The 11,777-nt window shown below is 67.1% G+C and carries 12 protein-coding genes; 2 read left to right on the forward strand and 10 right to left on the reverse strand.

Translation table 11 applies throughout. The annotated features are described in order from the left end of the window. Positions 1-100: 100 nt before the first annotated feature. Both GOAMR_RS13185 and GOAMR_RS13190 read right to left on the reverse strand, forming a co-directional pair. On the reverse strand, positions 101-985 hold the full coding sequence (locus GOAMR_RS13185; protein ID WP_050942717.1) for a PaaI family thioesterase: 885 nt from the start codon (positions 983-985) through the stop codon (positions 101-103). 145 nt (positions 986-1,130) lie between these two features. Continuing rightward, the gene (locus GOAMR_RS13190) at positions 1,131-1,691 is read right to left on the reverse strand and encodes a hypothetical protein (RefSeq protein ID WP_005188412.1); all 561 of its coding nucleotides are present in this window, start codon (positions 1,689-1,691) and stop codon (positions 1,131-1,133) included. A 218-nt stretch (positions 1,692-1,909) separates the two neighbouring features. On the opposite strand from GOAMR_RS13190, the gene fadD1 reads away from it, so the two are divergent. Both fadD1 and GOAMR_RS13200 read left to right on the forward strand, forming a co-directional pair. Further along, positions 1,910-3,490, forward strand: a complete 1,581-nt coding sequence (gene fadD1, locus GOAMR_RS13195; protein WP_005188414.1) for a fatty-acid--CoA ligase FadD1 — start codon at positions 1,910-1,912, stop codon at positions 3,488-3,490. Continuing rightward, positions 3,487-4,500 (forward strand): NAD-dependent epimerase/dehydratase family protein, encoded by a 1,014-nt coding sequence (locus tag GOAMR_RS13200; RefSeq protein WP_005188416.1) that lies wholly within the window; start codon positions 3,487-3,489, stop codon positions 4,498-4,500. Before fadD1 ends, GOAMR_RS13200 begins: the two co-directional genes overlap by 4 nt. Before the next feature lie 52 nt (positions 4,501-4,552). On the opposite strand, the gene GOAMR_RS13205 is transcribed toward GOAMR_RS13200, so the two are convergent. From GOAMR_RS13205 to GOAMR_RS13240, 8 genes are all read right to left on the reverse strand, one after another. Next, positions 4,553-5,422, reverse strand: a complete 870-nt coding sequence (locus GOAMR_RS13205) for an SDR family NAD(P)-dependent oxidoreductase (RefSeq protein WP_040515240.1) — start codon at positions 5,420-5,422, stop codon at positions 4,553-4,555. Continuing rightward, positions 5,419-6,699, reverse strand: a complete 1,281-nt coding sequence (locus GOAMR_RS13210) for a hypothetical protein (RefSeq protein ID WP_005188421.1) — start codon at positions 6,697-6,699, stop codon at positions 5,419-5,421. Before GOAMR_RS13210 ends, GOAMR_RS13205 begins: the two co-directional genes overlap by 4 nt. Before the next feature lie 4 nt (positions 6,700-6,703). Then, a complete protein-coding gene (locus GOAMR_RS13215; RefSeq protein ID WP_005188423.1) occupies positions 6,704-7,249 on the reverse strand; it encodes a Cif family virulence factor in 546 nt (181 codons plus the stop codon). A 25-nt stretch (positions 7,250-7,274) separates the two neighbouring features. Next, on the reverse strand, positions 7,275-7,466 hold the full coding sequence (locus GOAMR_RS13220; RefSeq protein WP_005188426.1) for a ferredoxin: 192 nt from the start codon (positions 7,464-7,466) through the stop codon (positions 7,275-7,277). 14 nt (positions 7,467-7,480) lie between these two features. Then, positions 7,481-8,887, reverse strand: coding sequence for a cytochrome P450 (locus GOAMR_RS13225; RefSeq protein WP_005188429.1), 1,407 nt, complete (start codon positions 8,885-8,887; stop codon positions 7,481-7,483). 175 nt (positions 8,888-9,062) lie between these two features. Next, complete coding sequence (locus GOAMR_RS13230) at positions 9,063-9,845, reverse strand: SDR family oxidoreductase (protein ID WP_005188431.1); 783 nt, start codon at positions 9,843-9,845, stop codon at positions 9,063-9,065. A gap of 1 nt (position 9,846) precedes the next feature. Further along, the gene (locus GOAMR_RS13235) at positions 9,847-11,088 is read right to left on the reverse strand and encodes a cytochrome P450 (protein ID WP_005188438.1); all 1,242 of its coding nucleotides are present in this window, start codon (positions 11,086-11,088) and stop codon (positions 9,847-9,849) included. Beyond that, on the reverse strand, positions 11,088-11,672 hold the full coding sequence (locus GOAMR_RS13240; RefSeq protein WP_005188441.1) for a TetR/AcrR family transcriptional regulator: 585 nt from the start codon (positions 11,670-11,672) through the stop codon (positions 11,088-11,090). Before GOAMR_RS13240 ends, GOAMR_RS13235 begins: the two co-directional genes overlap by 1 nt. Between the last annotated feature and the right edge of the window lie 105 nt (positions 11,673-11,777).

Genomic DNA, 11,777 nt, shown 5'->3' on the forward strand with positions numbered 1-11,777 from the left:
ACCCAACCTGGCAACCCCCTCGCCGGTTGAGGTGCGAGGAGCGCAAGCGACGAGCCTCGAAACCCCGTGAGACGACTACGTCACCGCACACACACCCGCCCTACCGGAAGATGACGTCCGCGCTCGCCTTGCTCAGCAGCAGGCCGTCGCGGGTGCGCATGGTGGCGTCGAACGAGCCGATGCGCCGCCCGACCTTCACCGGCTCGACGTCGACCACGACCTCGCCGCCGAGTTCGGGCGATCGGTAGAAGCCGACACTCATGTCGGTCACCTGGTACCCGACTCCCGGCGCCGTATGCGCCTGGGCGGCAAACGAAATACCCTGCCCGACGATGGCGGCGATCAACCCGCCGTGCATGGTGCCGAAGTGGTTGCCCATCCATTCGGCGGTGCGCACGATGAAGCGGCCGTCCTCCAGGCCCCCGCCGAGCAGCCGGATGATCGGTCCCGGATCGAGGACGCCCGCGGCGATCGCGTCGACGATCTCCTGACCCGACAGCGCGGGGTCGATGGGGTCGGGCAGGTATCCGTCGTCGGGTCCGTCCGGAGCGACGACGGCGTCCATGTCGACATCCGACTTCCCCCGCCCCACCCGCACGCTGCGGGCAGTGCCGGTCATCACCAGGTCGCCGCCGGCGGTCCGCAGGTCCACAGACGTCACGCCGTACGATCCGTCGTCGATCCGGATGTCGGCACGCCCGGTGAGCCGCTCGGTGACGGCGACACCGGCGAGCAGCGACATCGCGAGCCGCGACTGCAGGGTCGACGCACCGGCCTGGGCACGGGAGAACGGGAAGCCGCCGATGTGGTCGAACAGCACCGCGAGCGCGGGGAGGTCGATCAGTCCGCGATGGTCGGCAAGGCGCGGTGAGAGCTGCCCCACGGACGTTCCCGCGGCCCCGTCGCGGACGAGGTCGCCGAGCCCGAAGGCGCTGAGGGGGTCACCGAACGTGGGCACCATCCGGGGTGTATTCGCAGAGCTCATGCACCGTGTCTACCAAGCACCCGACCTGAGACGCAGTTCAGGTTGGCTGGGAAGTAGGAGAGATCACACCGACAACGAAACACAACAGTGCCCGGTGGTGGACGCATCATCGTCTACCACCGGGCACGGGCGTTGAGCAGTCGGGTTAGCTACCGAAGTTCATCCCCAGAATTCCGACCTCGGTGTGCAGACCCGGCTTGGTCCGCGCGATCGCGAACGCGTTCGAGTCGAAGTCCCGATGCAGGTTACGCGAGCCGCCGAAGCCGGTGTTACACAGGACCAGCACCGAGTATCTGCCGGCCCGGTACGGTCGCCACGACACCGTCCGCGTGGTTCCCGGCGAAACGACCAGGTTCGTTCGTCGCGCGATGGGCCAGCCCAGCGACTGTTCCTTGCCTCGGGCCTCCCACTGCAGGTGGCTGCCGTTTCCGTAGTCGCCCGACCTGTAGGCGGCGCGCGCGGCGAGGTACCCCTGTGAGACCTGGTAGACCCCGGCCTGCTGATTCAGCGGATACAGGCTGTATTCGCAGGTAATGGGCCGGTTGATCCGGTTGGTCAGCGTGATGTTGACCTTGCCGTTCGACACCGAACCCCCGCCGGTGCTCCCCGGGTACGCGTCCCAGGCGTGGGCGGTTCCGGTGCCCACCATCACCGATGCGGCGAGGCCGGCCAACACCCCAGCGATCCGTCGGCTTCGTAGATTCATCACAACTCCTTTGTCTCCCCCACGTGGGGCCGTCTGAACCGGCACCGATCCCAGTGTGCCCAGCCACCCTGGTCACCCACAACCCTTATCGTCGTTGCACCCGACATCGCTACATCCTCGCGCCACTCTCCTCAGGCACCCCAGGGACGGACAAACCCGACGGCTGCAAATCCGGATCACCCTTGGGAGAAAACGAGAACATGTTCTAAATTGGTGTGATGGCCGACACCGTGACGCAGCTGCTCCTCGAACGCGCCGAGGACGACAATCCCGCCATCATCTACGACGACAAGCGCTGGACCTGGCGCGAGTACATCGCCGAAGCATCCCGCTGGGCGGCGGCCACCATCACCGCGGCCGACACCACCCGCCCGATGCACGTCGGCGCCCTCCTCGGCAACACCCCCGAGATGCTCATCGCACTGGCCGCGGGCGCGCTCGGCGGCTACGTCACCGTCGGCGTCAACAACACCCGGCGCGGTGAGGCGCTGGCCGCCGACATCTCCCGCGCCGACTGCCAGATCCTCCTCGTCGACGCTGCGCACCGCCCGCTGCTCGACGGCCTCGACCTGCCCGCCGTCACCATTTTCGACGTCGACGGCGACGAATGGCGCAGCCGTGCGGCGCAGGCCGGTGAGCTGACCCCGTATTCGGTTCCGGGACCGATGGATCCGTTCATGCTGATCTTCACCTCCGGCACCAGCGGCAACCCCAAGCCGGTTCGCTTCGCGCACATGATGATCCCGTTCGCCGGCCCCCCACTGGTGCAGAAGTTCGGCATCACCTCCGACGACGTCTGCTATCTGTCGATGCCGCTGTTCCACTCGGCGGTGCTGCTCGGCGGCTACTGCGTCGCGCTGGTCGCCGGTGCGGCGATCGTGCCCGCCCCGTTCTCGGCGTCGACCTTCCTCGATGACATCCGCCGCTACGGCGCCACTTACGCGCACTACGTCGGCAAGGCCCTCGCCTACGTGCTGGCCACGCCCGAAAAGCTCGACGACGCCGACAACCCGCTGCGGGCCGCATTCGGCAACGAGGCCACCGACCGCGACCTGAACGAGTTCAGCAGGCGGTTCGGGTGTTCGATGTGGGACGGCTACGGCTCCACCGAACTCGCCGTCATCATCACCCGCGAACCGGGAACCCCCGCGGGCTCCATCGGCAAGGGCTTTCCCGGTGTGGCCGTGTACAACTCGCAGACCCTCACCGAATGCCCGCGCGCGAAGTTCGACGAGAACGGCGCGCTGGCCAATGCCGACGAGGCGATCGGCGAGATCGTCAACACCAGTGGTGGCGGCCTGTTCACCGGCTACCACAACGACGACAAGGCCACCGGCGAACGCCTGCACGACGGCATGTACTGGTCGGGCGACCTCGCCTACGTCGACGACGACGGCTGGTTCTATCTGGCCGGGCGCACCGGTGACTGGATGCGCGTGGACGGTGAGAACATGGCCGCGGGCCCCGTGGAGAGGGTGCTGCTACGGCTGCCGCAGATCAACCGCGTGGCCGTGTACGCGGTGCCCGACGAGCACGTCGGCGACGCCGTGATGGCGGCAATCGTTCTGGGCGATGATGATTCGCTGACCCCGGCACAGTTCGAGGAGTTCCTCGGCGCGCAGCGCGACCTGTCCCCGAAGGCGTGGCCACGCTATGTGCGCATCAACTCCGACCTGCCGACGACGGCCACCAACAAGATCCTCAAACGCGAACTCAAGAACGAGGGTGCGACCGCCGCCGGCGGCAACCTGTGGATCAGGCCCGCCCGCTCCCGCGCCTACGAAGTCGCCGGCCGGTGAAACTCGTCATCGGAGCCAATGGCTTCCTCGGTTCGCATGTGGTGCGGCGCCTGGTCGCCGACGGCGAGCAGGTCCGCGTCCTGACTCGAAAGACCAGCGACACCAGGTCGATCGACGAGATCCCCGCCGCCGACGGCCAGATCGAGCGGGTGACCGGCGACCTGTTCGACCGCCCGTCGCTGGATGCGGCGCTGCGCGGCATCGACGACGTGTTCCACTGCGCCGTCGACACCCGCGCCTGGCTGATCGATCCGGCGCCGCTGTTCCGCGCGAACGTCGACGGCCTGCGCAATGTCCTCGACGCCGCCGCCGACGCCGAGCTGCGCTCGTTCGTCTTCGCCTCCACCATGGGCACGATCGGCCGCCACGATCGCGTCGTGGACGAGACTGATGAGTTCAACTGGGGCGAGGTGGCCACCGACTACATCAAGTCGCGTGTGGCGGCCGAAAACCTGGCCCTGGGCTACGCCCGCGAGGGCAGGGTTCCGGTGCGGGCGATGTGCGTGTCCAACACCTACGGCCCGTACGACTGGAAACCCACCAACCACGGCATCTTCGTCAAGGGTCCCGCGCTCGGTAAGTTCCCGTTCCGCACCCGCGGCATGGCCACCGAATCGGTGGCCATCGACGACGCCGCGCTCGCGATGATCCTGGCCACCTCACGCGGACGGGACGGTGAACGCTACATCGTCTCCGAGCGGTTCCTGGACATGCGTGACCTCATCGAAACCGCGGCGACCGCGGCCGGTCACGAGCCCCCGCGACTGATCCTGCCGCGCCCCGCGATGTACGCCCTCGGCGCGGGCGGCAGCGCGCTGGCCAAGGTCACCGGCAAGCCGCAGCTGCTCAACATCGACACGGTGCGCCTCATGCATTACATGTCGCCGATGAGCCACGCCAAGGCCGAGACCGAACTCGACTGGCACCCGCGCCCCGTCCTCGACGCCGTCGCCGAAGCCGCCCGCTTCTGGGTCGAGCGTCGCGCCACCCGCCGCGCCACCCGCGCCTAAGTGGAAGTTCCGTGCGCATATAGCGCACGGAACTTCCACCATCGCGACTTGGCTATGTGAGGAGGCCGGCCAGTTCGGTGAGGCTGTACGGCGCCGTGTCGGTGTGGTCGCGGTAGGCGACGAAACCGGGCTGGTGCGGCTCGAACTTGCCGATGAAGCCACCCGCGGCGCTGAAGATCTGGCCGTTGATGTGGGCTGCGGCGGGACTGGCGAGGAACACGTACAGCGGGGCGACGTAGTCCGGCGGTGCCGGGTCGAGGGCGGCGTCGCGGGTGAATTCGTCGAGGATGCCGCGGTCGTGCAGGCCGTGGATGTGCCGTTCGTAGTCCTCGCCCGTCGACAGCCGCGACTTGGCGCCGGGGCTGATCACGTTGACGCGCACCCCGGACGGGCCGAGGTCTGCGGCCACGGCCAGGGCGAGCGCGTTCACGCCGCCCTTGGCGGCCGGGTAGCCGCTGCCGCCGAACATGCCGAGCGAGGCCGCCGACCCGGTGAGCACGATCGACCCCGACCCCTGCGCCGCGAACACCCGCCCGGCCGCCTGGGTGAGGTGAAAGGCGCTCATCAGGTGGGCGTTGAGCTGTTCGCGGAACTCGTCGGGGGTGATGGTGAGGATCGTCGATCCGGCCGGTTCGGCGATGCCGGCGCAGTTGATGGCGATGTCGAGGGCGCCGAACTCGGCGAGCGCGGCGTCGACCATCTGCTGTGCCACCCCGTCGTCGCCGGCCGACCCGCAGACGCCTACGGCGTAGCCGCCGCTGCCGCGGATCTCGGTCACGGTCGCCTCGACGGCCTCTGGGTCGCGGCCGTTGACCACCACCGACACCCCGCTGCTGGCGAGCTGATAGGTCACGGCCAGGCCGATGCCGCGGGTGGCTCCCGCGACGATCGCGACCTGACCGGCCACACCTGCTGTACTCATCCGACCTTCATACCTACCGGGGTGATGGGGATGGACCGGCCGCGGTTCTCGAACTCCCAGCTCGCGCCCTTGCTGAACCGGGCGATGGCCACCTCACCGGATTCTCGTAGACTCTTCTCGCCCAGGGCGATCCGGACCCGAAGCGCACCCTCGTGAGCCTCGGCCGAAGCCACCCAGCGGTCGCCGACGGCGGTGGCCGCTGCCTGCAGCGGTTCCAGATGGTCGGCGTCGAGCACCGACACCCAGCCGCCGTCGATGGCCGCGGGCGAATCGGCGGGGATGGTCACCAGCACATCGTCTGTGCCGTAGGCATTCTCGACGACCTCGGCGGTGACACCGGTGTACTGCACCGGCCCGAAGCACGGGTGCAGCCGCAGTACCTGCACCAGATCCGCTGCCTCCGAAGATAATCCGAGGGCGTTGCGGATCCGTTCGGCGGCGATCCCGGCGATGCCGCTGAGTTGCTTGCGGTAGACGTCGAGCACCTGCTCGGGGTCGTCGGTCTGCCGCCGCACGCTCCACAGGAAGCCGAGTGCGAGCAGTTGATGTTGCAGCGCAACCTCTTCGGCGACCCGGGTGAGTGCGGTGTGCGACCATTCGCGGAACTGCAGGTCCTCCACCAGCGGCCCGCGATAGTCGACCCAGCCGTCGGCGGCGGCAGCGTCGATCGGCGACAGCGCCACCGTGCCCGCCCGCGTCATGAACATGCGCGCCGCGTCGTCGGGCAGCGGCAGTTCGTCGCGGTCGGGTTCGATGGTGACGGTCCACGCGCAGTGCGGATGCCGGTCGGCCGGTGCGCGCGGCGGCCGGTGGATGGGCCGGATGCGGGCGCGCCGATTGGTGGCGATGGCCGTGGCGTCGAAGGTGGGGTCCTCGATGGTGTGGCACATGGTGGTGACGTAGTCGTCGCCCATCGGTTCCACATCCAGCAGCGCCCCACAGTGATTGAGCACGAACGAACCGTGGTACTCGTCTTCGATCTCGTACCGGAAGTCCATGAACTGCGGCGGTGCGCCGATGTCGAGTTGGAGGCATTTGAACATGTCCTCCACCCCGTCGCCGTCGATGCCGAGGGCGGTGCGCATGCGGTGGGTGTACACGGGGCTGGCCGCCATCCATTCCTCGATGGCGACCTGCCCCATGATGTCGCGGCCGAACGCACCGATGAGGTGCGCCATGCCGCTGCGGTCGATCAGCTGGCCGGTCAGGAGCAGTTCGGGCACCAGCGTGGCCAACTGCTCCTGACTCAGGCCCGCGTAGGGGGCTGCTTGGGTCATCGGACTACCAGAACTTGACCGGGGCGGTGCCGTAGTCGTACCAGCCGGGCAGGTTGCCGGGGGCGGACTTCTCCACACGCTTGAGCATGGAGTCGCTCATTTTCTTGTCCACCATCAGCTCCAGGAACAGCGCCGACACATTGCCGTAGTCGAAGAAGTCACGCTGCCAGGAGAACTGGAAGTTGCCGGCGTACTTGAACCAGGAGCCCTGGATGCCGTCGAGGGCGTAGTGTGAGCCGTCCTCGCGGGTGGCCTCGTACACCTGCTTCCACAGGCCGATCATGTCGCCGGTCTTCTCGTCGATCACCCACGCCTGGTACGGGTAGGTCCAGCCTTCGAGGCCCTCCATCTCCTGGCCGAGCGCGATGTCGCGGATCTCGTCGCGGCCCACGGCCATGAAGTCCTTCTTGGGGCCGTAGTTCCAGCCGTAGGTGGCGTCCTCGGTGTAGAACTCCGCCAGCGGCTTCCAGTCGCCGGCCTTCTCGGCCTCGATGTTGGCGGCCAGCCAGCGCTCTTTCATCTCTTCGAGCTCGGCACGATCAAAAGACATGTGTCTCTCCTCTTGTCAGTAGTCGTCAGTCTTCGACGATTCGTAGTGCTTGGGTGGGGCAATACTGGACGGCGGCCCGCACCTGGGCCCGCAGGGATTCGTCGGGTTCGGAGTCCAGGATCTCGACGTAATCCTTGTGCGCCTCGAAGACTTCCGGGGCCTCCAGTTCACACATGCCGTGTCCTTGGCACAGATCCAGATCGACTTCGATACGCATCGCGATCGCCCTTCTTACCGGGCGGCCGGGACGACCCGGCGGCGGTAGCGCACCTTGCACGGCTGGGCAAGCTGCACAACCATTTTGGAGTGGTCGTTGTGGTAGGACTCCGGCGGCTGCGACAGCTCGAACTCGTAGTTCTGCAGCAGCACCGAGAAGATCGCCTTGAGCTGCATGATCGCGAAAGGCGCCCCGACGCACCGATGCCGGCCCGCGCCGAACGGGATCCACGTCCACCGGTTGGCCAGATCCTCCTGCCGCGGATCGAAATACCGGTCCGGGTCAAAGGATTCGGGGTCGACGAAGTCGGGCTGCAGCCGGTTGGACACCGCGGGCGACACGGCGATCGACTGACCCTTGTGAACGATATGACCCTCGATCTCGATGTCCTGCTGCGCCACCCGCATCAGGATGATCAGCGGCGGGTGCAGGCGTAGCGCCTCCTTGAGCGAGGCCTCCAGCTTGGGGATCTGCCGCATCGCGGCAAAACTGTAGGCGGGCTTGCCTTCTCCCTTGTCGGTGTAGATGTCGTCGAGTTCGGCGACGACCTGTTCCATGTAGCCGGGGTTGCGCAGCAGTTCCAGCAGCGTCCAGGCGGCGGTGCCCTGGGTGGTGTGGTGGCCGGCGAACATCATCGAGATGAACATGCCGGTGACGGTGTCGGCGCTGAACATCGGTGTGCCGTCGGCGTTCTTGAGCGAGACCAGCACGTCGAGCAGGTCACGCTTGTCCTTGTCCGACTCCGGGTTGGCCTCGCGCTCGGTGAGGATCTCGGCCATGAACTCGACGAGTTCGGCGCGGGCGGCGTCGCGGCGGCGGAAGCTCTCGATGTCGGCGTGGCAGTCGACGTAGGCCAGCGGGTCGGTGCCGCGTTCGAGGTCGTGGTAGATCTCGGAGATCCGCTTGGACAACGACTCCCGGAACTTACGGCCGATCAGGCACGCCGACGAGGTGTACAGGGTGAGCTCACCGAAGAATTCGAGCAGGTCGATCTCGCCCTCCTCGCCCCAGTTCGCGATCATCCGCTCCACCTCGTTGGGGATGGTGATGGCGTGCTGCTTCATGTGGGCGCCCTTGAGGGCCTGATTGTGCAGGGCCTTCGAGCGTTCCTCGGGGCTGGTGTCGAACACCACCCCCTCCCCGAACACCGGGGTCATGAACGGGTAGGCGGCGGCCTGGTCGAGCAGTTCGTCGGGGGCGCGGAAGAATTCCTCGTTGGCCTGGGCACCGGTGACGAGCACCACCTCGCGGTCGGCGAGCTGGAACTTGCCGACGTCGCCGCATTCGTTGCGGATCCGCCAGAACAGGGCGATGGGGTCGGTGGCGAGCTCGTCGAGATGGCCGTGTTCGCCTTCTCCGCCGGAGACGCGCTGGGGTTCTTTCAGGTCTTCACGCAGGTCCGATTCATCGATGACGGTCATGACGTGTCAGTCCTTTCAAAGTCTTAATCTTGCCGGTTGAGGTGTGAAGAGCCGCTAGGCGATGAGCCTCGAAACCTCGTGAGATGACGATGTCCGCTCACCGGGTTTCGAGGCTCGGCCGCTGGGCGGCCTCGCACCTCAACCGGCAGGGTGGTTGGCTGGGCAGTGATCATGTTCAGTGCTTGGTTTTGGGTACGGCGCCTTCGGCTTCCACCTCGACGATCCGCATGTGCGAGCCGCGTGGCATGGCGATCATCCCGGCGATGGCCTGGGCGATGTGTTCGGGGCCGAGAAAGTTGCCGTGCCGGGCGATGCCGAACTTGATCCAGTCGTTGAGCATGTCCTCGGTGGTCTTCTGATCGAGGTCCATGCCCATGCCGGTGAGGGTCTGGCCGGGCCGCACCAGGCCGGCGCGCACGCCGGTGCCCTCAAGTTCCATCTGCACGGTGGCCACCAGGCCGTCGATGCCGGATTTGGCGGCCACATAGGCCGACGAGAAGGTGCGGGGGCGCTGGGTGACGTCGGAGCCGATGAACACGAAATCGCCTCGGGCACGCTCGATCATGCCGGGAATCACCGCCCGGTACAGCCGGTAGGCACCGTTGAGGTGAATGTCGATCTGGTCGACGAATCGATCGACGGGCTGCTCGTACGACCGGCCGACGGCCAGATCACCGGCGCCGGAGACCACCACTTCCAAAGACCCCAGGGCCGCTTCGGCTTTGGCGACGCAGTCGAGGACCGACTGGTCGTCGGTCACATCCAGCGGCACCGCGACGGCCTCGCCGCCGGCGGCGGTGATCTTGTCGGCCAGCTCCTGCAGTTTCTCGACGCGACGCGCGGTGAGTGCCACCGGATATCCCGCCGCGGCAAGCCATTCGGCGGTTGCCGCACCGATCCCGGAGGAGGCGCCGGCAACGAGCACCGGACGACGTTCGGGGTGAGGGATGAATGCCATGTCAGCGGGCCTGCACTTTCATCGGGAGTTCGGCGAAGCCGCGCACATTCACCGAATGCACCCGGACGGCCTTGTCGAAGTCGATCTCGTAGTTCTTGACGGTGCCCGCCACCTGCGCCAGGCCGATATTGCCTTCGAGCCGGGCCAGGTGCGAGCCCAGGCAGAAGTGGGTTCCGATACCGAAACTCATCAGGTTCTGCCCGTTGTCGCGGCCGATGATGTACTTGTCCACGTCGGGCCCGAACACGTCGACGTCGCGGTTGGCGGAGCCGATCAGCAGTAACACCCGGTCACCCTCGGGAATGGTGACCCCGCCGAACTCGGCGTCGGCGATCACCTTGCGCAGCACCATCTGGCTCGAATTGTCGTAGCGCAGAGTCTCCTCGGTCCAGTCGGGCACGAGTTCGGGGTCGGCCAGTACGCGCGCGAGCTGGTCGGGGTTGCGGGCGCCCCAGTAGACGGCGTTGGCGAGCAGCTTGGTGGTGGTCTCGTTGCCCGCCACGATCATCAGGACCATGAAGCCGATCAGCTCGTCGTCCGAGAGGGAGGTCTTCTCGCCGGTGGCGTCGTCGAGGATCTCGGCGCTCAGCAGCGCCGACACCATGTCCTCGCCGGGGTTCTTGCGGCGGTCGGCGATCAGGGCGGTGTAGTAGCGGTGCAGTTCGACGTAGGCGAGCACGGCGGACTCGGGTACGTCGAACACGCCCTCCTCGCGGTGCACCAGGGCGTCGGACTGCGCCCGCAGGTGGGCCCGATCGGATTCGGGCACGCCGAGCAACTCGGACACCACGTCCATCGGCAGCAGGCCGGCGAAGTCGGCGACGTAGTCGAACTCGCCCTTGTCCAGGCACGCCTGCCAATGGCGGGCGGTCAGTTCCCGGATGCGGGCGCCGAGTTCGTTGACGCGGCGCGGGGTGAATCCCTTGGACACGAGCTTGCGGATCCGCATGTGCTTGGGGTCGTCCATCGCCAGGAACGACATCGCCAGGTGCGCGTCGGGGCCGTAGGAGGCCGGGTCCATCGACACACCCCAACTGTTGGACAGCCGGACGGTGTCACGAAAGGCGTTGCGCACGTCCTCATGCCGGGACAGCGCCCAGAAGTCCTGGGTGGCGTTGTAGTACACGGGCGCCTCGGCGCGCAGCCGGGCGTAGGTGGGGTACGGGTCCTCGTGGAAATCGTAGGAGTACGGGTCGAACGGAACGAGGTGTTCCATTCCCGCACGCGTGGCGGTGTCGGTCATCACTGGTTCTCCATGATCATTCGGGCTGCGGCGACAAGTCGTTCGGAGGTCTGTTCGTAGCTCAGATGTCCCATGCCCGCGTGGACGAGGCCACCGGCGTACAGCATTTCGAGGGCATCGACGACGGGTCCGGGATTCTCGGGATCGACGCCCACGGCCTCGGCGAGACGGACGCGGATGAATCCGCCGATCCGCCAGCGCAGGTGTTCGACGTCGGGGTCGGTGCCCAGGAGCGCGACGGTGACGGCGCCGCCGAGCTGCCCCTCCCCCGCGACCACCAGTGACACCGCCCGCAGTACGCCGGCCACCCGCTCGAAGGGCGGGAGATCGGTGTCGGGAGCGGGCACGCCGTCGGCGAGCCTGCGCCAGAACACCTCGGCCACCAGGTGGCTCTTGGAGGAGAAGTACGTATAGGCGGTCGCGGGAGCGACCCCGGCACGCTTGGCCACCATCCGCACGGTGAGCCCGTCGAAGCCGTCGGTGTTGAGCACCTCGACGGCGGCGTCGGTCAGCTTGGCCACGGTCTCGGCCTGCTGGGCCGACAGGCGGCGGCGGGTACTTTCCTGCGACACGGGGCTGGACATGTGAGGGACACTACACTAGGTTTGAACGCGAGTCCAGACACCTGTCCAGATGGAGTTCCAGAACATGACACTTCGCCCGGCCGTTGCCTCCGATCTACTGATCGA

The organism is Gordonia amarae NBRC 15530, from assembly GCF_000241345.1.
Taxonomy (GTDB): Bacteria; Actinomycetota; Actinomycetes; order Mycobacteriales; family Mycobacteriaceae; genus Gordonia; species Gordonia amarae.

Coding starts and splice junctions, on each gene's coding strand:
- fadD1 (WP_005188414.1), top strand. CDS start 1,910: ATGGCCGACACCGTGACGCAGCTGCTCCTCGAACGCGCCGAGGACGAC.
- GOAMR_RS13210 (WP_005188421.1), bottom strand. CDS start 6,699: ATGACCCAAGCAGCCCCCTACGCGGGCCTGAGTCAGGAGCAGTTGGCC.
- GOAMR_RS13230 (WP_005188431.1), bottom strand. CDS start 9,845: ATGGCATTCATCCCTCACCCCGAACGTCGTCCGGTGCTCGTTGCCGGC.
- GOAMR_RS13225 (WP_005188429.1), bottom strand. CDS start 8,887: ATGACCGTCATCGATGAATCGGACCTGCGTGAAGACCTGAAAGAACCC.
- GOAMR_RS13220 (WP_005188426.1), bottom strand. CDS start 7,466: ATGCGTATCGAAGTCGATCTGGATCTGTGCCAAGGACACGGCATGTGT.
- GOAMR_RS13205 (WP_040515240.1), bottom strand. CDS start 5,422: ATGAGTACAGCAGGTGTGGCCGGTCAGGTCGCGATCGTCGCGGGAGCC.
- GOAMR_RS13235 (WP_005188438.1), bottom strand. CDS start 11,088: ATGACCGACACCGCCACGCGTGCGGGAATGGAACACCTCGTTCCGTTC.
- GOAMR_RS13240 (WP_005188441.1), bottom strand. CDS start 11,672: ATGTCCAGCCCCGTGTCGCAGGAAAGTACCCGCCGCCGCCTGTCGGCC.
- GOAMR_RS13215 (WP_005188423.1), bottom strand. CDS start 7,249: ATGTCTTTTGATCGTGCCGAGCTCGAAGAGATGAAAGAGCGCTGGCTG.
- GOAMR_RS13190 (WP_005188412.1), bottom strand. CDS start 1,691: ATGAATCTACGAAGCCGACGGATCGCTGGGGTGTTGGCCGGCCTCGCC.
- GOAMR_RS13185 (WP_050942717.1), bottom strand. CDS start 985: ATGAGCTCTGCGAATACACCCCGGATGGTGCCCACGTTCGGTGACCCC.